The 22,710-nt window shown below is 65.2% G+C and carries 17 protein-coding genes and 1 pseudogene; 11 read left to right on the plus strand and 7 right to left on the minus strand.

The window, feature by feature from the left end:
• The first annotated feature begins 282 nt into the window (after positions 1-282).
• The 6 genes from ACQ4MJ_RS21030 (at position 283) to ACQ4MJ_RS21055 (ending at position 7,368) form a co-directional block, all read left to right on the plus strand.
• Positions 283-1,197 (plus strand): RNA polymerase sigma-70 factor, encoded by a 915-nt coding sequence (locus ACQ4MJ_RS21030; RefSeq protein ID WP_431151396.1) that lies wholly within the window; start codon positions 283-285, stop codon positions 1,195-1,197.
• Positions 1,198-1,343: 146 nt separating this feature from the next.
• Entirely contained in the window at positions 1,344-1,808 is a 465-nt protein-coding gene (locus ACQ4MJ_RS21035; protein WP_431151395.1) for a carboxymuconolactone decarboxylase family protein, read from the plus strand.
• 181 nt (positions 1,809-1,989) lie between these two features.
• The gene (locus ACQ4MJ_RS21040) at positions 1,990-3,609 is read left to right on the plus strand and encodes a tail fiber domain-containing protein (RefSeq protein ID WP_431151394.1); all 1,620 of its coding nucleotides are present in this window, start codon (positions 1,990-1,992) and stop codon (positions 3,607-3,609) included.
• A gap of 110 nt (positions 3,610-3,719) precedes the next feature.
• On the plus strand, positions 3,720-5,339 hold the full coding sequence (locus ACQ4MJ_RS21045; protein WP_431173673.1) for a tail fiber domain-containing protein: 1,620 nt from the start codon (positions 3,720-3,722) through the stop codon (positions 5,337-5,339).
• Positions 5,336-6,040 (plus strand): Ig domain-containing protein, encoded by a 705-nt coding sequence (locus ACQ4MJ_RS21050; RefSeq protein WP_431151392.1) that lies wholly within the window; start codon positions 5,336-5,338, stop codon positions 6,038-6,040. The genes ACQ4MJ_RS21045 and ACQ4MJ_RS21050 overlap by 4 nt, the downstream gene beginning before the upstream one ends.
• Positions 6,041-6,597: 557 nt before the next feature.
• The gene (locus ACQ4MJ_RS21055) at positions 6,598-7,368 is read left to right on the plus strand and encodes a class II aldolase/adducin family protein (RefSeq protein WP_431151391.1); all 771 of its coding nucleotides are present in this window, start codon (positions 6,598-6,600) and stop codon (positions 7,366-7,368) included.
• A gap of 422 nt (positions 7,369-7,790) precedes the next feature.
• Here ACQ4MJ_RS21055 and ACQ4MJ_RS21060 read toward each other — a convergent pair whose 3' ends face one another.
• Together ACQ4MJ_RS21060 and ACQ4MJ_RS21065 are read right to left on the minus strand one after the other, a co-directional pair.
• Positions 7,791-8,219 (minus strand): hypothetical protein, encoded by a 429-nt coding sequence (locus ACQ4MJ_RS21060; RefSeq protein ID WP_431151390.1) that lies wholly within the window; start codon positions 8,217-8,219, stop codon positions 7,791-7,793.
• A complete protein-coding gene (locus ACQ4MJ_RS21065; protein ID WP_431151389.1) occupies positions 8,216-11,062 on the minus strand; it encodes a hypothetical protein in 2,847 nt (948 codons plus the stop codon). Before ACQ4MJ_RS21065 ends, ACQ4MJ_RS21060 begins: the two co-directional genes overlap by 4 nt.
• 354 nt (positions 11,063-11,416) lie before the next feature.
• On the opposite strand from ACQ4MJ_RS21065, the gene gstA reads away from it, so the two are divergent.
• Positions 11,417-12,025 carry a glutathione transferase GstA gene (gstA, locus tag ACQ4MJ_RS21070; protein ID WP_121421762.1) on the plus strand — a complete coding sequence of 203 codons (609 nt, stop codon included), beginning with the start codon at positions 11,417-11,419 and terminating at the stop codon, positions 12,023-12,025.
• Positions 12,026-12,189: 164 nt separating this feature from the next.
• On the opposite strand, the gene ACQ4MJ_RS21075 is transcribed toward gstA, so the two are convergent.
• On the minus strand, positions 12,190-13,416 hold the full coding sequence (locus tag ACQ4MJ_RS21075) for a YbfB/YjiJ family MFS transporter (protein WP_431151388.1): 1,227 nt from the start codon (positions 13,414-13,416) through the stop codon (positions 12,190-12,192).
• Between the two features lie 170 nt (positions 13,417-13,586).
• Between ACQ4MJ_RS21075 and ACQ4MJ_RS21080 the strand changes: the two genes are divergently transcribed.
• Positions 13,587-14,693, plus strand: a complete 1,107-nt coding sequence (locus ACQ4MJ_RS21080) for an alkene reductase (protein WP_431151387.1) — start codon at positions 13,587-13,589, stop codon at positions 14,691-14,693.
• A gap of 135 nt (positions 14,694-14,828) precedes the next feature.
• Here the strand turns inward: ACQ4MJ_RS21080 and ACQ4MJ_RS21085 are convergent, their stop codons facing one another.
• From ACQ4MJ_RS21085 to ACQ4MJ_RS21100, 4 genes and pseudogenes are all read right to left on the minus strand, one after another.
• On the minus strand, positions 14,829-15,416 hold the full coding sequence (locus ACQ4MJ_RS21085) for a hemerythrin domain-containing protein (protein WP_121421759.1): 588 nt from the start codon (positions 15,414-15,416) through the stop codon (positions 14,829-14,831).
• A 170-nt stretch (positions 15,417-15,586) separates the two neighbouring features.
• Positions 15,587-15,964 (minus strand): CZB domain-containing protein, encoded by a 378-nt coding sequence (locus ACQ4MJ_RS21090; RefSeq protein WP_431173712.1) that lies wholly within the window; start codon positions 15,962-15,964, stop codon positions 15,587-15,589.
• A gap of 54 nt (positions 15,965-16,018) precedes the next feature.
• Positions 16,019-17,581: pseudogene (locus ACQ4MJ_RS21095) on the minus strand (methyl-accepting chemotaxis protein); the annotation flags it as partial.
• 120 nt (positions 17,582-17,701) lie between these two features.
• A complete protein-coding gene (locus ACQ4MJ_RS21100; RefSeq protein ID WP_431151386.1) occupies positions 17,702-19,963 on the minus strand; it encodes a heavy metal translocating P-type ATPase in 2,262 nt (753 codons plus the stop codon).
• A 167-nt stretch (positions 19,964-20,130) separates the two neighbouring features.
• On the opposite strand from ACQ4MJ_RS21100, the gene ACQ4MJ_RS21105 reads away from it, so the two are divergent.
• From ACQ4MJ_RS21105 to ACQ4MJ_RS21115, 3 genes are all read left to right on the plus strand, one after another.
• The gene (locus tag ACQ4MJ_RS21105; RefSeq protein WP_431151385.1) at positions 20,131-20,334 is read left to right on the plus strand and encodes a heavy-metal-associated domain-containing protein; all 204 of its coding nucleotides are present in this window, start codon (positions 20,131-20,133) and stop codon (positions 20,332-20,334) included.
• A gap of 36 nt (positions 20,335-20,370) precedes the next feature.
• A complete protein-coding gene (gene cueR / locus ACQ4MJ_RS21110) occupies positions 20,371-20,889 on the plus strand; it encodes a Cu(I)-responsive transcriptional regulator (RefSeq protein WP_431151384.1) in 519 nt (172 codons plus the stop codon).
• Between the two features lie 123 nt (positions 20,890-21,012).
• Positions 21,013-22,668, plus strand: coding sequence for an ATP-binding protein (locus ACQ4MJ_RS21115; protein ID WP_409889194.1), 1,656 nt, complete (start codon positions 21,013-21,015; stop codon positions 22,666-22,668).
• The last annotated feature ends 42 nt before the right edge of the window (positions 22,669-22,710 follow it).

The following is a 22,710-nucleotide window of genomic DNA, read 5'->3' on the forward strand; positions in this document are numbered from 1 at the left end:
GAACGGCCGCGACATCGAGGGAATTCACCAATCCCGCACCACCACCGACGATCTGTGCACCAGAGAGGGGGGCGCCCCACAAGCCCGCCAGCTGGGTCAGGCTCACCATCACAACCACCCAAGAAAATGCATCCAGATGGGCCCCACCGCTTTACCCATATGCATCAATAGCTATTTAATTTATAGCAGACGCAGTGCTGACACCCTTTCATCAACATGGGTGTCACAAACCCAAACGCCGGGCCGTCTGGAGATCATCCTCGGACTATTCTTGAGCTGGCCATGACCGACCCTGCACCCACCGCCACCGACCCCTTCACCACCCTGCGCCCCCGCCTCTTCGGCATTGCCTACCGTATGCTGGGCGTGCGCGCCGATGCCGAGGATGTGCTGCAGGACACCTGGCTGCGCTGGAGCCGCCAGGACCCCACCGCGCTGCAGTCGGCCGAGGCCTGGCTGGTGACGGTGGTCACGCGGCTGTCCATCGACCGGCTGCGGGCACTGAAGGCCGAGCGCGAGGCCTATGTGGGCTGGTGGCTGCCCGAGCCGCTGGTGGAGCTGCATGACAACCCCACCGGTGATGCGTCGCACCACAACACGCCGGAGGCAGCCGCCGAGCTGGCGGGCGAGCTGTCGGTGGCCTTCCTGTACGTGCTGGAGCGCCTGGGGCCGGAGGAGCGCGCTGCATTCTTGCTGCGCCAGGTGTTTGACTACGACTACCCCGAGATTGCCGCACAGCTGGGGAAAACCGAGGCCAGCTGCCGCCAGATGGTGCACCGCGCCAGCGAACGTGTGCAGCAGGCGCGCACACGCTTTGAGGTGCCCCACGCCGTGCATCACCAGTTGCTGCAGCGTTTCATGCTGGCCGCCAAAAGTGGCGACCGCAACGCCATCGAGGCGCTGCTGAGCGAAGACGCGCAGCTGATTGGCGACGGCGGCGGCAAGGTACCGTCCTTCCCCAAGCCGCTGGTGGGGCCGTTTCGCATTGCCAATCTGTACTGGGCGCTGTTCCGCCGCCTGGGTACGCAGGTGGTGTACCGCATGGCGCTCATCAACGGCGAGCCGGGACTGCTGCGCTATGTGGATGGCCACCTTGAGTCGGCGCAAGCATTTGTGACGGACGGGGAGCGGATAGTGGCCATCTACGCCGTGCGCAATCCGGACAAGCTGGCGGGCATTCCGGCCACGCTGGGGTGAAATCTCTTGAGGATTTTTGGCGCCCCGTGTCACAGCGACAGACCCGGCAACGTCTAACCAGTATGAAAGGCAGCAACACCACCGCCGCCTTCATGCCCAAGGTTTATCTACCCCGGACCATTGCCACCAACATCCAAGGAACCGCCATGTCATCGACCACCCAACACACCGCCCGCCTGCCCTATCACAAGCTGTCTTCCAAAGCCTTCATGGGCCTGGTGAGCCTGTCGGAAACCATCAAGAAGGGCCCGCTGGGCGCGCGCCTGGCCGAGCTGGTGTTTCTGCGCGTGTCGCAGATCAACGGCTGCGCATACTGCATGGACATGCACTGGACCTACCTGGTCAAGGACGGCATGGACCCGCGCCACCTGAACGCCGTGGCAGGGTGGCGCGAGGCGCCGTTCTTCGGCGAACGTGAACTCGCCGCGTTCCGCTGGGCCGAGATCATCACCGCCACGCCCCACAGCGATGCGAGCGATGAGGAATACGCCAAGCTGCAGGCGGTGTTCAACGAAGCGGAAATCTCCGAACTGGGCTTTGCCATTGGCGTGATCAATGCGTGGAACCTGATCAACGCGGGCATGCGGGCGCCGATTCCGCAAGCGGGCTGAGCACAGGCGCAGGGCTTTTGCGCAGCGCAACCCCTGGCAATTACTCGATTGACGATCTGGCATCGCTCGGCCAGACTCGTCGCCATTGATGGGCCGCTGGTTCTGCGGGCGGCAATGCCGCGATGCAGCAATGGCCATATTGGCGCCCTGGGCAGCCCATGCCCACCTTCGAGAAAGCCCCATGAAACCCCTGCACCGAGCCACCATCGCCCTGATGGCATCCCTCGCGGCTGCCACCTGTGCTGCCCAATCCCCGGCCCAGGCCATCTCCACCACGCGCCAGGCTGACCGCATCACCTGGACGGCTGCGGCCCCCCACGGCGCTGCCAAGCTGCGGCTGGCCCGCCCGGATGGCACGGTCAGCGACCTGCCGTTTGCGCGCGGCCCCGTGGTGCTGGAGCCCCAGCGTGCAGGGCTGGCCGATGGCCGCTATTTTTATGAATTGAGCCTGGAGCCCCCTGCGGCCATGGACCCCGCCCAGGCCCAGGCCACGATGCAGCAACGCATCACGGCGGGCTCGTTCGTGGTCATTCAGGGCCAGTTGGTGGTGGATGCGACCGAGCCAGGCGCCCCTGTGCTGCCCACCAAGACCGGCAGCACCTTCACCACCAAGGACCAGGTGGTGGCCGACGACCTGATCGTGCAGGGCAGCCTGTGCGCGGGCTTGGATTGCGTCAACAACGAATCCTTTGGCTTTGACACGCTCCGGCTCAAGGAGAACAACCTCGGCATTCATTTCGACGACACCAGCGTTGGCACCTTTCCGGCCAACGACTGGCGGATCCGTGTCAACGACACCGCCTCGGGCGGGGCATCGTATTTCACGGTCGAGGATGCCACGGCCAACCGCCAGGTCTTCACCGTCAGTGCTGGCGCCCCCAGCAACAGCCTGTACGTCAGCTCGACGGGCCGGCTGGGCCTGCGCACTGCCACGCCGGTGCTGGACGTGCACACACTGACCGGCAACACCCCCGCCATTCGGCTGGAGCAGTCGTCGGCAGGCGGCTTCACGGCGCAGACCTGGGACATCGGCGCCAACGAGGCCAACTTCTTCGTGCGCGACGTCACCAACGGCTCGCGTCTGCCCTTGCGCATTCGCCCCGGCGCGCCCACCAGCAGCCTGGACATTGCGGCCTCCGGCGCAGTGGGCATAGGCACCGCTTCGCCCGGCGCGGCGCTGCACGTCCGGCGCACCGATGGCACGGCCCAGGTGCTGGTTCAGGAAACCAGCGGCACAACGGCCCCGCGCACACTGCTGAATCTGGCCAACAACGGGCCAGCCGTGCTGCGCTTTACCACGGCACCGGCCACGGGCTGGGACATGACATCAGGCACCGCGCTCACGCTGGCGACCCAGGGCGCTGGCACCCCCCAGTTCACGCTGGCGGCCAACGGCAACCTGGCAATCACCGGCACCCTGAGCACAGGCTCCAGCCGCACGCTCAAGACCGGCATCGAGCCGGTCAATGGCGCCGCCCTGCTGGAGAAAGTGCTGGCCCTGCCGCTCTACCACTGGCGCTACAAATCCAGCCCCACACAAGAGCGCCACCTCGGCCCCATGGCCGAGGACTTCCGCAAGATCTTCCAGCTGGGGCAGGACGACAAAAGCCTGGCCCCCGGCGATCTGGCCGGCGTGACCCTGGGCGCCGTGCAGGCGCTGGCCCGCAAGGTGAACGAGCGCGAGGCAGACATCGCCGCGATCCGGGCCCGCATCTCCCTGCTCGAAGCGCAGATGGCCCCGACGGGCGCTCCGGGCGCTCCGGGCGTGCCCACCAAGAACGCCACGCCCGCAGCACGCTAGGGATTGCCAACATGCCTGCCCACCATTGCTTGCCCCTCCTGACCAGGCTGCGGCCGCGCGCTGCCGCCCTGGTTGCCGCCACCCTGGCATCCCTGCTGAGCCCACCCCTCGTGCACGCACAAACCGGCAGCGAAGTGCAGCCCCCCGCCATTGCGGCACGGCTTCAGGCCACCCGGCTGGAGTGGACCCCCACCGCACCCCATGGCCGCGCCGTGCTGCGCATCGCCCGCGAGGGCGATGCGCCCCAGGACCTGGTGCTGTCCGGCCCGTTGGTGTTGTCGCTGCAAGACCATCCCTTGCCCGACGGACGCTACACCTACGAGTTGACGCTGGCCCCCACCACCGCTGCCGTGCGGCCCGACGATGCAACCCCCGTGGCGGCCAACCCCGTGGGTGCCTCCAGCGCTGCCGGGCCCAGGGGCGCCATGCTGGCCGGCAACGTGTCGGTGGCGGGCGGTGCGTTTGTGCTGCCACCCGCACTTTTGCCCCCGGGCGAAGGGGATACAGCCGACGGCCCCGCCGCGCAGTCCGCCCCATCTTCAAAGGCCGCCCGCACCCTCCGCCTTGCCACCAAAGACCAGTTGGTCGCCGACGACCAGATCGTGCAAGGCAGCATCTGCATGGGGTTTGACTGCGTCAACAACGAGAGCTTTGGCTTCGACACCCTGCGCCTGAAGGAAAACAACCTGCGCATCAAGTTTGAAGACACCAGTGCGGGCGCGTTTCCCGGCAACGACTGGCAGATCATCGCCAACGACAGCGCCAGCGGCGGGGCCAGCTACCTCGGCATCGACGATGTCACAGGCAGCTTGACCCCCGTGCGCTGGCTGGCCGGAGCGCCCGCCAACAGCCTGGTTGTGGACCCGCAAGGGCGCGTGGGGGTGGGCACCGGCGTACCCGTGCTTGATCTGCATGTGCTGTCCTCCAACACCCCGGCGCTGCGGCAAGAGCAGAACAACACCGGCGGCTACACAGCCCAGACCTGGGATGTGGCGGGCAACGAAGCCAATTTCTTCGTGCGCGATGTCACCGGCGGCTCCCTCCTTCCCCTGCGCATCCGGCCGGGGGCGCCACATGCCAGCGTTGATATTGCGGGCAACGGCAGCGTGGGCCTGGGCACGCCGCGCCCTGCTGCCCCGTTGCACCTGCGGCGCGCGGACGGCAGCGGAGCCCTGCTGGTGGACAACACCAACGCCACTGCCCTGCCCCGCGTGCAGATGGAGCTGCAGAACAACGGCGCCATCGCTGCGCGGCTTGCACATGGCACAGGCACCGCATACTGGACGCAACACGCTACGGCTTCGGCCTTCAGCCTGGCGCCCAGCGGCAGTGGCAGCAATGCACTGTCGATGCAGACAGGCGGCGGCCTGGTGGTGGCCGGCACGCTCAGCCAGGGCTCCAGCCGCACGCTCAAACACGACATCAGCCCGGCCCCGATCCATGCTGTCCTCGGCGAAGTGTTGAACCTGCCGCTGTATGCCTGGCGCTACCTGAGCGATCTCAACGCCAGCGTGCACGTGGGGCCCATGGCCGAGGATGTACACCAGCGCTTTCAGGTGGGCGCCAGCCCCCGGACGCTTGCGCCCAGCGATGTCGCCGGCCTTGCGGCCGCCACGGTCCAGGCCCTCCACCAGAAGCTGGCCGCCAAGGATGCAGAACTCATGGCTCTGGCCGAACGCCTTTCGGCCCTGGAGCAGCAGCTCGCGCGCAAAAACGGGGGCGCGCGATGACGGCCCGCGCAGCGCAGGCACTGCGCACCGGGTTGCGCCGCCTCACCACATGGATCGGCGTTGCCAGCCTGGTGCTGTGGGCTGCCAGCGTCGCCGCGCAGGACATCACCGTCACCCCGTCCAGCATTCCCACACCGGCGCTGGGTGTGCCCTACAGCGTGACCTTTGTCGCCAGCGATGGGGTGGCGCCCTACCAGTTCCTCGTCAGCGCAGGGCTTCTTCCGGCGGGCCTGAGCCTGTCGGGCACGGGCGATCTCACGGGCACGCCCACCAGCTCGGCGCCCTACAGCTTCACCATCACAGTGTCCGACGCCCTGGGGCGCGAACTGGACCTGCTGGGTGCAGGCACCGTGACAGGTGCGCTGACCATCACCCCTCCGCCCGTGCTGGTCGCGAACACCGCCTACAGCGGACAGATCCAGGTCACCGGCGGCACCAGCCCCTACACCTTCACCGTGAACTCCGGCCCCCTGCCCCCGGGCATGACCTTGGGGCCCAACGGCCTGCTGAGCGGAACACCGACCACACCGGGGCTCTATGTCCTGGTCATCCAGGTCACGGACGCCAACGGCCTGTCCTCCACCATCACACTGAACCTCCAAGTGATGGCCCTCTCCACGGGGATTCCGGTGAACGATCCATGGATGCTGGTGCTGGCGGCGCTGGGAATGGCCTGCATAGCCCTCGCGAGGCGGAGGTAGTGCGGATCGGGATGGGCTACAAGGCGTCTTTTCTTGCCAATAGCCGGCTATTGGCAAGAAAAGCAACGCAGCAGACCGCCCGAGACCGCGCTATCACCGACCGCAGGGAGTTATGCAGGACATTCCTGGAGGCTGTCGGACTTGGAGCGTCGAAGCGAAAATTGGCCCCAGCGAGGACAGTTTTTGCCGGATTTGCAGCCCCATAGCTCGGCTATGGGGCAAAAAGACGGTGTTCTCGAAGAGCGGCGAAGCCAAAAATGGACCGCTGCGGCCAATTTGCAGCCGACGATTTCCAAGTCCGACGGTCTCCTAGCTGGGCTGGCTGGGGCGGCGCCAGATGCGGCAGCAGCAAAGGCGCGGGCGCTGATGGCCGGGCAGGTCCAGGGCACGAAAATTCAACAAAATTCGGCCCTAGCGATTTGTGGACGGGCGAAGAAAGCTATATTTTTAATAGCAATCCGTAAAAATGCAGCACCTGTAGCCTGCCGGACAGACCAGTGCGCCCCATCGCCCTACAGTGGCGTTTCCCATTCCTCAAAAAACGGAGACACCACCCCATGCTCAACATCCCTACGCTGCAAGAAAGCGTCAGCCCCGAAGAATGGCAACTGCGCTGCGACCTGGCCGCGTGCTACCGGCTCGTTGCGCTGTACGGCTGGAGCGACCTGGTCTTCACCCACATCAGCGCCAAACTGCCCGAATCGGTGTCGGGGCCCGAGCACCAGTTCCTCATCAACCCCTACGGCCTCATGTTCGACGAGATCACGGCATCGAGCCTGATCAAGGTGGACATGCAATGCAACAAGCTGCACGACTCGCCCTTCCCCGTGAACCCGGCCGGTTTTGTGATCCACAGCGCCGTGCACGAGGCCCGGCCCGAAGCCGGCTGCGTGCTGCACACCCACACGCGTGCCGGTGTGGCCGTCAGCGCCCAGAAGGGCGGCGTGCTGCCCATCAGCCAGCAGAGCACCTTCGTGCTGGGCTCGCTGGCGTACCACGAATACGAGGGCGTGGCCTTCCGCGACGAAGAAAAGCCACGCCTGCAGGCCGACCTGGGTGAGGCCAACTTCCTCATGCTGCGCAACCACGGGCTGCTCACCGTGGGCAAGACGATTGCCGACGCGTTCCTGTCGATGTACACCTTCGAGAACACATGCCGCATTCAGATCGACGCGCAGGCAGGTGGCGAGTTGATCGCCGTAAACCCCCAGATCGTGAGCGGCGTGGCCCAGGCCATGCGTGTGCAGACGGGCGGCCTGGGCGGCGCCTTTGCCTGGCCTGCACTGCTGCGCAAGGTGCAGCGCGACCTGCCAGGCTGGAATACCTGAGACGTCCTACAGCCCCCGACAGCGGACGCACCAGAAGGCCCTAACGGTGTCTACGCTGATGCCGAGGGTGACCACAAGGCCGATCTGGTTGTGCGAGTTGAGCGGGAGGGTGCCCGGAAAGATGGGCCACCCTTTGCCAGTTGGGCCGTTGTGCAGGAGCGCCCGTATGATCGTCCGGGATGCGACACCTAGCTGAGAAACGCTATCTAATTGATAGCCTCTTGCGCTTGATGATTAATCGCTGTAGCCTGATTTGGCTTGAAGTGCATGAATGCCAAGGGGCAAGATGCAAGACTTGACCCCAGCGCCCGCTCTCTCTTCTGGCTGCAAGTGTTCGTATCTCGTTCCCATTTGCGTACATTACCCTCGGTGAGGGTGTTGCACTTCAGATTTGAAACCGCCCTCCAGCACTCCGCACTCATTTACAGAGAGACCCCGTCCTGGACAGCTAGCTCTCCTGCTACGCGAATGTAGTCTCCACTATTCAGTTCCAAATTAGACTCAAACTGAGCTTCAATTTGATCATTTTTTTCAATTTCAATTAAATAGGTGTCCGAGGATATCTTCCCGATAACTTCACCGATCACAATCGCATGAGGCGACCCATAAGCGTCTTGGCTCATCGCGTTATCAGCCCTGCCTTCAAGCACCCTATGATCGGCGATAAAAAATAATCCAACTTTCAATTGAACAGGCTCATCCATCTTTAAATAAATGGACGACTGCCCTGGCTCTAAATATTCATTTGGTTGGACAAGATTGCACCAAACCAATCGATCGTCCGTCTGAATTGATAAGAGTCGCTCATATCCGTCGACGTCAATGCTCTTAATTTTTCCACTAATTTTCATGACATCACTCCATTTTCATAAAGGTCTTTGGATCGCTTGGCGATGATTGTCTGAAATTTCCCATCTTTCACGATAACAAGAACACCTTTATTTAAATTCTCGACACCTTTAACGAAATAAATGGATTTTCCATTATCTAAGTGTCTTGCTTCACCATTTTTAACCACTGATTCGGCGGCATTAGTGAATGCATCAAATCCTTCTTGAGACTTACCAAAAGTCCCGGCTTCCAATCCAAGCCGGGTCTCAAGCGATGGAATACGTTCAGGAAATCTTTCCCAATAGCCAGAAAAATGCTTTACGCCCTGGTTAGTGCCATTTTCAAGAGTCCCCCATTGGTTGCTCGATGGACGTTCTAAGATCAACTCTGATAGCGACCTACTAGCTCCTCTTGCGGCAGCATCCCCTGCGCCTTCGGCCACAACACCGCCAATACCCGACCCCGCCTGAGGCCCTCCATCCGGCGTCTTGTCCACGGCCCCCAGCGCATTGTCAACTCTGTTGCCAAGCCCATTGCCGATACCTCGACCCAGCACACCACCTATCGCCACCCCCGTCTGTGCATGCAGCCCTTCTTCCGTCGCAAAGCCGGTGATGTCATTGATCACCTCTTGCCCCCATCCGCCGCCTGCTGCAGCGTCCAACGCTGCGGCTCGGGTCCACAGGCCGTTGTAGATGCTGTCCCGCCGGAAGTCCTCTCCCATGCTCGCTCGGTACTGCGCGGCGGCGTCCCGGTACTCCTGGGCACTGTAGCTGTCAACGGGGCTGTGGGACATCTCCACCAGTTCCGTGAAGCTGTACTGTGGTGGTTGTACCTCTGTGCTGTTGCGATACTCGATCTCTTGTCTGCGAAAGTCCTCTGGCAGCATCGGCTGCGCAGTCTCCCGCACCTCGGTCTCCGCCAGCATGGGCTCGCCGTCGCTGCTTTGTGCCAGCGTGCTGGTGGTGCCGTCAGGCCAGATCAGTTGGGGGGGCTCTATGTAAGCGCCACTGTCATCAAAGTAACCCGCATCACCCACTGTTCCTATGGGGGCGGACGCGACCTGGATGCCTTGCGACGATGGCAATGCAGCCGGGTTGGCAAATGCCTCAACCCACTGCGCCGTCTGCGCATCCACCTCACTGGCCCCCAGGTTCCTCACCCAGTCGCTGGAGGGCCTGTCTCCCGGCTGTGCAGCTTGTCCCGGTTGTCCCTCATTCCCCACCTGGCTCTGTTCCTGCCCCTTTCCTTGCGCCCCCTGGAGCCCGTCGCCCAGCACTCCGCTCAGAAACTCGCTCGCAAACCCCGCCGCCGGGTCGTTGGTGCCCGCGATCTTCAATGCGCTGCTGGCAGCTTTGCTCAGGAGCTTGAGCACGCTGGCCTGCTCGGGGCTGATGTCCTTGAGCTCGCCGATCTGCTGATTCAGATGGTCTCCCACCCCTTGCGCGATGCTGGCCAGGGCGCTGTTCATGAAGCCGTCTTTGAATTTGCCGCCCGTGGCTTCTTGCAGCAAGCCTGTGAGGCCCGCCTTGCCCAGATGTGCGAGGCTGCTCTTGGCCAGGTCGGCGCTGCCCAGCATGTCCTTCAGGCCTGTGTATTGCATGACGCTGCCTGCAATGCCCCCCGTCAGGGCCGATCGCAGCAGGTTGCCGAAGTCGATTCCGCCGGTCATCACCGTCTGGGAGATCGCACTGCCCATGGCCCCCATGGCAGCGCCTTGAACGAAGGTGCCTGCCCCTGCCTGTGACAGCAGGGTGCCCACAGGCGGCAAGGCCACCATGCACATCAGTGCGCTGAATGCGACGGGCAGGACTTTGTCCAGAAAGCCCGTTGGGGCCTGGATGTTGTCTGCGCTGGTGCTCCAGCCGTTGACGGGGTCAAACCACAGGTATTCCTTGTTGATCAGGTCTGCGCTGTGTTCTGGGCTGAGTTGGGTGTAGTCCCGCAGCAGGCAGGCGTCAGGCAGGCTGGGGTCGCTGCCGTAGGGCTGGCCCTGGGCGAGCCTGAAGGGGCCTAGTGTGTGGTAGCTGGGTTCGCTGTGGGCGTCACCTTCCCTGCCCTCATGGAACACCAGGGGGTCTTGGCCGTGCAGATCGGCAAAGACCCGTTGGGCCAGGCTGTCGCCTTGGGCGTAGTGGCGCGAGAACGCTGTGGGGTCCAATGTCCAGTGCCCAGGCTCGGCGGTCTCGCCTTGCCCGGTGCCAGGGACCCATTGACTGCCCGGGGTATCGGGGCCGGGGTTCTGGGTGGCTTGGTCGAGTGCGTGCAGGTATTGGTTGCGTACGCCATCCTGGGCTTCTTGCAGCTGGGTCAGGCGCGCGCCCAGGTCGGGGCCAAAGCGCGCGAGGATGCCTTGGCCGACGTTGGTGTCGGTGTTCAGGGGGCGCAGGGGCGGGCCGAACTGGGCCACCATCTCCTGGTTGGCGGGCTCGGCCAGCAGCAGCTCCAGGGCGGCGATCTCGGTGGGGCTGGCGTTGGGGGCTGCTGCCTGGGCGCCGGCGGCGCCAGTGGCTGGGTTCTCGGGGGGGATCTGCAGGGGTTTGGTGTGAGCAAAGTCGATGCCCAGCCCTGCTGCGTTCTCCGGGGTGACCAGCAGAGGCTTGGTCTGTGCCTGCACCATCAGGGCCAGTGTGGTGCTGGGGGTGTGGTCGGTGGGGGCGAAGAGGGAGGTGCTGGCCAGGGCGGGGTCAGCCTGGGGGTTCTGGGGATCGGGCTGGCCATAGCCGCCTGGGCCGCTGTCGGTGAAGGCGCTGGCGTTGTCCTGGGGCTGGTCCGGGAAAAGCCGTGCGCTGCCAGGAGCGGGCAGGCTGGTCAGGTCGCCAAGGGCGGGAGCGTAGGTGAAGGCTGAGGGGGCGACTTGCATGGCGCGCGACTGTGCCTACAGGCATCAGCGCGCGAAACTGGGAAGGCTCCTAGCTAGGAGTGTTCCTAGCTAGGAATGACCCCTACATGGGACGGGCCGGTGTGGGCGCGGTGAATGCAAGGAATCGGGCTGCAGGGGCCGTGGGAAATGCGCAAGCAGCTACCAAATCAGGAGCGGTCTGCGCGCGGGGAATGCAGGAGGTGGGCTACGCGGGTTACAGATTTTTACCAGGGTGAGGGCCGCAGAGGAATGGCCGAGGCCACCACGCACTGTCGGCCGACATAAAAACAGCGAAGCGCATAGCATCGACAGCTTCACCGTTTGTCACTCTTTCACGAATTCAAGGACCGATCCATGAAGCTCTACTACTCCCCCGGCGCCTGCTCCCTGTCTCCCCACATCGCCCTGCAAGAGGCCGGCTTGGCCTACACCCCCGTGCTGGCCAGCACCAAGAGCCACAAGCTGCAGGATGGCACCGACTACTACACCATCAATGCGCTGGGTTACGTGCCCGTGCTGGAGCTGGACAACGGCGAGCGCCTGCGCGAAGGCCCGGCCATCGTGCAATACATCGCCGACCAGGTGCCCGACAAGCAACTGGCCCCCGCCAACGGCACCCTGGCGCGCTACCGCCTGCAGGAGTGGCTGACCTTCATCGGCACCGAGCTGCATAAGGGCTTCAGCCCCCTGTTCAACCCCGCCACTCCCGAGGACTACAAACCCATGGTGCGCGAGCGGCTGCTGCAACGCCTGCAGTGGGTGGATGGCCAACTCGCCGGCAAGCAGTACCTGATGGGCGACCAGTTCACCGTGGCCGACGGCTACTTGTTCACCGTGACCAACTGGACCCAACCCACCAAGCTCGACATCTCCGGCCTGGCGAATCTGGCGGCCTACCGCGAGCGTGTGGGTGCACGGCCTGCGGTGCAGGCGGCCATGAAGGCAGAAGGCCTGCTGAAATAGGGATACCCCCTGAGGCGCTGCGCGCCTTCCCCCCGCTCTCGCTACGCGGGCAGCGGGACAACACCCTCGCTGCGGGGCGGCCCTTGCTCGGCGTTTCTGGTCTAGGCCGCGCCAGTATCGATTGGGAGCGCATCGCACGACACACGGCCAAAACTCCAGATGCGCTAGAGCGGCTTCTGCCGCCACGCCACCAGCGCCCCCACCCACAACGCGCAGGCGGAGAACACCAGCCCGCGCGCCAGGCCTCCAGGGCCATCGGCAATCCAGCCCACCACCGTGGGCCCCACGATCTGCCCCGCCGCAAACACGATGGTGAACGCGCTGATGCCGCTGGCCCACAGCGCCTGCGGCAGGTTGTGCCGCACCAGCGCCGTGGTCGATGCCACCACCGACAGGAACACCCCGCCAAACAGCAGCCCCGAGGCCAGCACCACCGGCCACGCGCCCGTGATGGCGGGCAGGATGGTGGCCACGCCCAGCAGCGCATTGAGCCGCGCCAGTGCCTCTCCGCCCCGGCTGCGGTCCAGCAGCCCGGCCCAAATGCGTGAGGACAGCACCACGGCCAGCCCCAGCAAGGCGTAGAACAGCGTCACCTCGCCCGCACCCCGGCCCTGCTCGCGCAGCAGCGCCACCACAAAGGTCATGTAGCCGATATAGCCCACGCCAAAGAGGCCATAACCCAGCAGCGCAGGGGCCAGGGCCCGCCAGCGCACGCGGTCGGGCGCTGCAGCCGCCGGTGGGGTCCCCGATGCAGCAGCCACAGCTGCAGCCAGCCCGCTCAACACCCGCGCCGGCCACAGCAGCGCCAGCGTGGCCGCCACGCAGGCCAACGCCAGCGCCCACCAGGCCCAGGTCCAGCCATGCGGCGCAGGCGCCACGCCCAGCACCGCAGGCACCAGCAAGGCCGACAGGCTGATGCCCCAGCCCGTGCCGCCGTAGTACAGGCCCAGCAGCAAGCCGCTGCGCCCCGGCACCTGGGCGCCCAGCCGCGCCGCCAGCAGGCCCCCCGCAATGAACACCAGCGCACTGGCACCACCGGCCAGCAGGCGCTGCACCAGCAGGGGCGCTGCCTGCGTGAAAAATCCGCTCAGGCCCATGAACACCGTGGCCATCACCGCACCTGCCACCAGCACCGTCCCCGGGGCCACGCGCCGCAACAGCAGCGGCGTGGCAAGAGCCCCCAGCAGATAGCCCAGCGCGTTCACCGTGTTCATGCCGCCCGCCAGCGTGTACGACCAGCCCAGGTCCTCACGCATGGGCGGCAACAACAAGGCATAGGCAAACCGCGTGATGCCCAGCGAGATGGCAGCACCCATCGACAAGGCCACGGCCAGCCACAGGCTGCGCAACGGGGAGACGAACAACGGTGCGGAAGGCGGTGGCAAGGGCATGGCAGTCCATTCTCGTGCAACGGCCCCCGCGCCGCTGGCACGACAGTCTGAGCGACCGGGCTAACACAAAACCTGTGCCCTTGTTGACGCAAGTGTGCTGCACGTTTTGCGCTGCAGCATTAAGCTGGAAGACTGCTTTTCTTGCACACAGCCCTCAGGACACCCTCACCATGACCTCATTGTTTGAACCCACCCGCGCAGGCGACCTTCAGCTGGCCAACCGCATTGCCATGGCGCCCCTGACGCGCAACCGCTCGCCCGAGGCCATCCCCACCGACCTGGTTGCCACCTACTACGCGCAGCGCGCCAGTGCCGGCCTCATCATTTCCGAGGCCACGGCCATCAGCCCGCAAGCCCAGGGCTATGCCGATGTGCCCGGTCTGTACGGCACCGAGCAGCTGGATGGCTGGAAGAGGGTGACCCGCGCCGTGCATGACGCCGGCGGCAAGATCGTTGTGCAGCTGTGGCACGTGGGCCGTGTCTCGCACACCGACCTGCAACCCGGCAACGCCGCCCCCGTCGCGCCCTCGGCCGTGCAGGCCAACACCAAGACCGTGCTCATCAAGGACGGCGTGCCCACCTTCACGCCGACCTCCATGCCTCGCGCGCTCGATGCCGAAGAGATCCCCGGCATCGTGCAGGACTACCGCCACGCCGCACGCAACGCCATTGCGTCGGGCTTTGACGGTGTGGAGATCCACGCGGCCAACGGCTACCTGATCGACCAGTTCCTCAAGACCGGTGCCAACCAGCGCACCGACGACTACGGCGGCAGCATTGCCAACCGCGCCCGTCTGCTGCTGGAAGTGACCCGCGCCATCGTCGAGGAAATCGGCGGTGGCCGCACCGGCATCCGCCTGTCGCCCGTCACCCCCGCCAACGACATCGTCGACGCCGACCCCCAGCCCCTGTTCGACCACGTGGTGCGCCAGCTCGCGCCCCTGGACCTGGCCTACATCCACATCATCGAAGGCGCCACCGGCGGCCCGCGCGAGGTGGAAGGCCGCCCGTTTGACTACGCCGCTCTCAAGGCCGCCTACCGCGCAGCCGGTGGCAAGGGCGCCTGGATGGTCAACAACGCCTACACCCGCGAGCTGGCCGATACCGCCCTGGCCCACGGTGCCGACATCGTGGCCTTTGGCCGCCCCTTCATCGCCAACCCCGACCTGGTGGCGCGCCTGGAGAGCAACGCCCCGCTGAACGAAATCAACCGCGCGACGCTGTACGGAGGCGGTGCTGAGGGGTACACCGACTATCCAGCCTTGGCAGCGGGCTGAACAGCCCTGTCCACCAAGCGGCAGTCTCGCCACACAACGGTGGATACCGGCGCGCCCCAAGCCAGGGCCGCCGCGCAAGGGCCGCCCCGCCACGCTGGCGGCGTCCCCCTTGAGGGGGAAGGCGCCGAAGGCGACTCAGGGGGGGCTTCCAAGCCCAATCGGGCTGGGCGCCCGCATCACGATGCGGGTGAACAACCGGTCATACGCCGCATCGCGCGGCTTGCCCGGGGCCAGCGGGTTGGTGTTGCTGGCAAAGGCCGCGTCAATGGCCACCCAATCACCGGGCTGCAGGCACTCCTGCGCCGCCGGCAGGACCACGGTTTCCTCGGTGCGCATGTGCTCCAGGTAAAAGCGCACATAGCGCTGCAGCGCGTCGGCGAAGGCCTCGCGGCGGCCATCACCCATCAGCTCCCAGCCCAGCAGCAGGTGCTGCAGCTCCCGCACCGCTGCCTCGCCACCTTCGTGGTCGCGCTCCAGCTGCGCAATGGCCTCAGCGGCCTGGGGCGCGCGCTCGGCCACTTTGGGGAAAAGCCACTGCGACTCTTTGGGGTGGTGCTGCCTTTCGGGAAACTCGTCGATGTAGAACAGCATGGCCCGCATCACGTCAAAGAACGCGGCAGGCGCATCGCCCGGGCCCTGGTCCAGCATCAGGCGCAAGGAATGGAGCACAGCCGCAAGCGACGCATGCTCTTCGCGAATGGTCCGCAGGCTGATCGACGGCATGGTGCACTCCCCAGGGTGATACGGGGTTTCAAGATTGCCACGATGCGCGCCTACACCGCCTGACGCAGATCAAGAGATACCGGGGCTGCCACGCCGGGGGCCCCAAGACGCCTCACCCATCCGAGGCCAGGATCATCCGGTCCGTCAGCTGCGGCCCTGATACCCGATCCTCAAAGGCTGTTGCGCAACTGGATGATGGCGGCACCGACCGCGCTGGAGGCCTGCGAGAACGGGGTATTGCCCGCCAATGCCTGCTCGGCGTCCGCGTAGTTGCCCCGGTTGATGGTTTGGGCAATGGCGCCTGCCACTTCATGGAAGTCGCGGTGCTTGCCCACCAACGACTGGAAGGCAGGCAAGGCGCCATAAGACCCCTGTCCTTTGCCATGCAGCCAACGACCCAGCTCGCAGCAGTCATCGCGCCTGATCGTGTCGGCATCAAGCTGCTGATGCTTCTTGGCGGCATCGCGCAACTTGGTGCGCCACTGCGCATGGGCCTTGATGGCCGAATCAAGGTCAACACCCTGGACGGATGGAGCCGCCAGCGCCATGGATGTACCGTGCTGTAGGGCGACGGTCTGCCGCACGCCGACGGAGTGCTGGTCGTCGGCCAGATGGAACTGCTGCACCACCTGCGACAGCCGCGCGGCCTGCTCGCGAAGTGATTCGGCGGCAGCAGCGGACTCTTCCACCAATGCCGCGTTCTGCTGCGTCATGCGGTCGATCTCGCCCACCGAGCCATTCACCTGGCCGATGCCGGCCGACTGCTCGGACGCCGCTGCCGTGATCTCGCCAATGATGTCGCCCACGCGCTGCACACTGCTCACGATGTCCTTCATGGCCGTGCCCGCTTCTTCCACGTGGCGCACGCCACCGTCCACGGCCGTCACGCTGTTCTGGATCAACCCCTTGATGTCGCTGGCTGCTGCGGCAGAGCGCTGCGCCAGGCTGCGCACTTCGCTGGCCACCACCGCAAAGCCCCGGCCCTGTTCCCCCGCGCGGGCGGCCTCAACGGCAGCGTTCAGCGCGAGGATGTTGGTCTGGAACGCAATCGAGTCGATCAGGCCGATGATGTCGCCGATCTTGCGGCTGGAGGTGGAGATCTCGTGCATGCTGGCAACGGCCTGCTGCACCACGCCACCGCCGTGCGTGGCCATCTGCGAGGCCGAGGCCGCCAACTGGTTCGCCATCTGCGACGACGACGCCGTCTGCTGCACCGTGGCGGTCAGCTGCGACAGCGAAGACACGGCCTCCTGGGCGTTGCTGGCCGTCTGCTCGGTGCGCTGCGACAGGTCCTGGTTGCCCGTGGCAATCTCCTGGCTGGCTGTGGCGATGTTGCCGCTGGCATCGCGCACCTGCGCCACCAGCGCGCCCAGGCCCTGCTGCATGTCGCGCAGAGCGCGCTGCAGGTCGGCCACTTCATCCTTGCCCTCGGCCGCAATGTGCTGCGAGAGGTCGCCCCCCGCAATCGCCTGCGCCATCCTGCGTGCGTCTTCCAACGGGCGGCAGATGGAGTTCATGTTCATCAGCGTGGTGGGCACCACCACCACCACGGTGATCAGCACGGCCAGCACAAACAGCCACTTGGTCTGGTCAGACACCTCGCCCTGCTGCTCCACCGACTTGGCCACCTCGGCGCGCAGCACGGAATCAAGCTCCGCCATCAGCTTGTCGGCCTCGGCAAACTCGGCCACGGCCTTGCCGCTCATGCGGTTGGCAATCGTGGCCGTGTCGTAGCCGCTGGCCTCCAGCTGGCGCGCCACGTGCGCGAACAGCTCGCGGTAGCTGTCCAGGCGCTTGACGATGTTGCGCACCACAGGGTTGTCAGAGTCTTCCTCGCCTTCCAGGAACTTGTTGGCAATCTTCTTGGCCTTGTCCTGGCTTTCCAGCCATTTGGCGTGCGCCGCTTTCACCGCCTCGGGCTTTTCGTAGCCAATGATCATGTCCTTCTCGAACTGGCGAATGGCCCCCATCTCGCCCCGCAGCTCGGCCATGTAGCCCACCTCGGCAAAGGAGTGGTCCATGAAGTCCTGGCTCATGTTGTGGATGCGGAACATGCCCAGCATGCCCGCGCCCCCCAGCAGCCCCAGCAGGCCCAGCACCACGCCAATGGCCCCCAGCATGCGCAAACGTATGGTGAACTGCCGCATGAGCGAGAAGAGATTCATGATCTGTCGTCCTTCATATATTGGTATGCCTGTGCGCCCGTCGCACCTCCCCCGAGGCCACGGATTCGCAACAAATCGTTGCAGTTTGCCAGACATCGATGCCCGTGTTGTACGTATTTATCACATGCGCCACCGCTTGAGTAAGAGGGCATTCGCCATCACGCTCACCGAACTCAGCGCCATCGCAGCCCCCGCCACCACCGGGCTCAGAAAGCCCAGGGCCGCCAGCGGGATGCCCGCCACGTTGTATGCAAACGCCCAGAACAGGTTCTGCCGGATCTTCATCACCGTGCGGTGCGAGATATCGAGCGCCGCTGCCACCAGCATCGGGTCGCCGCGCATCAGCGTGATGCCCGCCGCGTGCATGGCCACGTCGGTCCCATTGCCCATGGCCATGCCCACATCCGCAGCCGCGAGGGCTGGGGCATCGTTAACGCCGTCGCCCACCATCGCCACTTGATGGCGCTTGCCATCAGGCCCTTGTTGCAATGCAACCACCTTCGCGGCCTTGTCACCCGGCAGCACCTCGGCCATCACCTCGCCCGCGTCGGGGTCCAGCCCCAGGCGCCGGGCCATGGCCTCGGCCGCGCCGCGGTTGTCACCCGAAATCATCACGGTGCGGATGCCACGCGCCTTCAGTGCCGCCAGCGCCTCGCGCGCACCGGGCTTGGGTTCATCACCAAAAGCCATCAGGGCCCGAAGCGCTAACCCTTCCGTCACGCGCTGGGCCACAGCTGATACGGTGGCCCCCTCGTTCTGCAGCTGCTGTGCCCGCACCGCGAGCGCACCCAGGTCCACCCCCAGCTCCTGCATCCAGCGGAGGCTGCCCACCAGGTAGCTCTGGCCTTCCACCTCACCCTCAGTGCCGCGCCCAGGCACGGCGCGCACGTCCTGCGCGGTGGCCACGCGGATCTGCCGCTCGCCCGCAGCCGCCACCACTGCACGCGCCAGCGGGTGTTCGCTGCCGCTTTGCACCGCAGCCACCGCCGCCATCACGGCCGCATCGTCGAAGCCTGGGACCACCTCAAACGCCGTGAGCCGAGGCTGACCCACGGTCAGCGTGCCGGTCTTGTCAAAAGCCACCACATCCACCTTGTGCGCCAGTTCCAGCGCCTGCACATCCTTGATCAAAATGCCGTGTTTGGCCGCCACGCCCGTGCCCGCCATGATGGCCGCCGGCGTGGCCAATCCCAGCGCACAGGGGCAGGCAATCACCATCACGGCCACGGCGTGGATCAGCGCGGCCTCCATGCCCACGCCCATCCACAGCCAGCCCAGCAGCGTGACCACCGCCACCACCAGCACCACGGGCACAAACACGGCCGACACCTGGTCCACCAGCCTCTGAATCGGCGCCTTGGCCGCCTGCGCGTCTTCCACCAGCCGGATGATCTGGGCCAGCACCGTCTCGGCGCCCACGGCCGTCACCGCCATCACGATGCGGCCATCGCCGTTGATCGAGCCCCCCGTCAGCGCCGCGCCCACATCACGCGCCACGGGCAAGGGCTCGCCCGTCAGCATGGATTCGTCCACCTGCGTGTGGCCCTCGTGCACCGTGCCGTCCACCGGGATGCGCTCGCCCGGCCGCACCACCAGCTCGTCGCCCACCAGCACCTCGGACACTGGCACATCCACCTCGCCCTGCTTGGTCAGCAAATGCACTACATCCGGCCGCAGCGCATGCAGCGCACGGATGGCCGCCGTGGTCTGGCGCTTGGCGCGCGCCTCCAGCCACTTGCCCAGCAGCACCAGCGTGACCACCACGGCCGACGCCTCAAAGTACAGATGCGGCGCATGCCCCGGGTGGTCCGTGGGCGCCGTCAGCCACAGCCACATCGACAGGCCCCAGCCCGCGCTGGTGCCCAGCGCCACCAGCAAGTCCATGTTGCCGCTCAGCGCCTTGGCCGCATGCCAGCCCGCCTTGTAAAACCGTGCCCCCAGGATGAACTGCACCGGCGTGGCCAGCACAAACTGCACCCAGGCGGGCAGCATCCAGTGTTGGCCGAACAGGTCACCGATCATGGGCAGCACCAGCGGCGCCGACAGCAGCAGGCCAATGCCCACGGGCATGAAGCCCGCCCAGGGTGACAAGTCCTCAGGCGCGTCCTCCTGCCCCGCCGCACGCGGCTCGTAGCCCGCATTGCGCACCGCGCGGCGCAGCACGGCCTCCATGGCAGCGGCGTCGGCGCCCACCTGCGTGACAAAGGCAATGCGCGCAGACTCGGTCGCCAGGTTGACCGAGGCCTCCTGCACGCCCGGCACCTTGCGCAGCGCGCGCTCCACACGGCCCACGCAGCTTGCGCAGGTCATGCCAGAAATGCCCAGGTCCAGCGAGTGCACAGACCCGGGCGCGGTGTTGGGGGGGGTGGTGATGGTGTTCATGGCCGGGATGCTGATCCTTGACGTGATGGCAAGGTCAAGCATTGATCTTGATCAACCCTCACACCATGAGTGTCTTGAGCGGTGTTTGACTCTGCCACGATGTCAAGCTTCAACATTCACTTGGGTCGCTTCAACGGCCCTCTTGAAAACCAACCCGAGGACACCCCATGACAACCACCACTACTTTCCAAGTTCAAGGCATGACCTGTGGCCACTGCGAACGCGCCGTCACCCAGGCCGTGCAGCAGGTAGACCCCGACGCCCAGGTGCGCATCGACCGCGCCAGCGGCAAGGTGGATGTGGACAGCACCGCCCCGCGCGAAGCCCTGGCCGCCGCCATTGCCGAAGAAGGCTACTCCGTCGCGGCCTGAGCGCCGCGCCACCATGCACCCAGCGAGGGCCACACCATGACCACGCCCCACTCTCCGAATACAACACGGGCCCCGCGCACCCGGGCCGCAACGCCCCGCGCCACCCCCTGGCCCGTGCCCATTGGCGTCGCCGCCCGGCGCGCTGGCATCTCGGCACGCATGGTGCGGCACTACGAATCGCTGGGCCTCATCAACGGCGTGGCGCGCACCGACAGCGGCTACCGCCAGTACACCGAGGCCGACGTACACGCCCTGCACTTCATCCGCCGCAGCCGCGACCTGGGATTTTCGATGGAAGAAATCGCCGAGCTGCTGGGCCTGTGGCACGACCGCAGCCGCGCCAGCAGCCAGGTCAAGCGCATCGCCCAGCAGCACATCGACGACCTGAGCGAACGCATCGCCCAGATGCAGGCCATGCAGCGCAGTCTGCAAACCCTGGTGTCCTGCTGCAAGGGCAACGACCGGCCGGACTGTCCGATATTGGATGACCTGGCGGCAGGGCAGGCGGAACACCAAGCCCCCAGGGCACCGCGCAAAACGCTATCAAATCAATAGCTACTTGCGCATGATCGGGTAGCGCTTGGGACACAAAGAGCTCCAAAACTGCTCACACTAGGCCCCCGGCGGCGCCGCATGGCAGACTCTCAGGCGTTCCCACTGCCTGCTACTGCCTGCCTCATGCCCACCTCTGTCGCCCAGCTTCAACAATGGCTACTTGAACCCGAAGGCCAACGCCTGGAATTCAAAGAGGCCAAGCAGCGCTACGACTTTGAAAAGCTGCTCAAGTACTGCGTGGCAATGGCTAACGAGGGCGGCGGCACCATCGTGCTGGGCGTGACGGACAAACGCCCACGGAGCATCGTGGGGACCCAGGCGTTTGACCCACCGGAACGGACTGAGGCTGGGCTACACCAGCGGCTGGGGCACCGCATTCCAGTGGAAGAGCTGCTGTTGCCCGGAGGGCGCGTACTAATCGTTCACGTTCCACCACGCCTGCCGGGTACGGCGTGGGAGATCGATGGTCGCTATTTCAAGCGTGCGGGCGACGATCTGGCTGCTCTTAGTGGCCAGGAACTGCGAGAGATGTTCGCCGAAACGGGCCCTGACTTTTCAGCCCAGCCCTGTCCCGGTGCCACGCTGGCCGACCTGGAGCCGACGTCCATTGCACTGTTCCGGGAACGCTGGGCCCAAAAGAGCGGTGACACGCGCAGGCGCGAACTGAGCGACTTGCAAACGCTGCGCGATGCCGAACTGCTGGTGGACGGCGACCAAGTGAGCTACGCGGCGCTTATCCTGTTTGGCACGCGCACAGGACTCACGCGGTGGCTGGCGCAGGCCGAGTTGGTGTTTGAATACCGCTCTTCGGAATCCGCAGGCCCGGCGGCCGACCGCGAGGAATACCGCGCAGGCTTCTTCGCCTGGCAAGACGCACTGTGGAAAAAGATCAACCTGCGTAACGACCGGCAGAGTTACCAGGACGATTTCTTTCGCATGGACCTGCCCACCTTTGACGAGGTGCCTGTACGCGAGGCCATCCTGAACGCGGTGGCCCACCGCGACTACCGCCTGGGCGGCTCGGTCTTTGTGCGGCAATTTGCCAAGCGATTGGAGGTAGTGAGCCCCGGCGGCCTGCCGCCTGGCATCACGCCTGAGAACATCATCGACCAGCAATACCCGCGCAACCGCCGACTGGCCGAAGCCCTGGGGCGCTGCGGGCTAATCGAACGGTCCGGCCAGGGCTTGAACCTAATGATGGAAAGTGCTGTGCGTCAAGGCAAGCCCCTGCCCAGCTTTGCCGGCACCGCCGCGCACGAGGTGCGGCTGACGCTGGAGGGTGGCGTACGCAACCCGGCGTTTGTGCGGTTCATGGAGCGGCTGGGGGAGGAGACGCTGCGCAGCTTATCTACACTGGACTATTTGGCCCTGGAATGCCTGCAACAGGGTCGGCCCATGGCACCCCAGCTACAGGAACGATTGCCAGCCCTTGCGGAAGTGGGTGCCGTAGAAACTATTGGTAGGGGTAAGACCACCAAATACATCCTGGCGGCTGCCTTGTATGCGTCGCTGGGCGGCAAAGGCACCTACACCCGAAAACGGGGGCTGGATCATGGAACCAACAAGGCTTTGCTGCTGCAGCATCTCAAAGACCAAGGCGAAGCCGGTGCGCCACTGAGCGAGTTCAGACAAGTGCTTCCGTCCCTTCCTATGAAGGCCGTACAAAAGCTCTTGGAGGAGTTGCGCAATGAAGGGGTGATCAATGTTCTCGGTCAGCGGCGCTGGGCCCGTTGGTATCTGTCAGATGCAGCCGTCTTTAAGCCAACTGGCAATACCTAGAGGTAAAGCAATGCTTTATGCCGCAGAATATTTCATATAAAT

Origin of the sequence: Acidovorax facilis, assembly GCF_050626955.1 — a bacterium.
In the GTDB taxonomy this organism is placed as follows: domain Bacteria; phylum Pseudomonadota; class Gammaproteobacteria; order Burkholderiales; family Burkholderiaceae_C; genus Acidovorax; species Acidovorax facilis.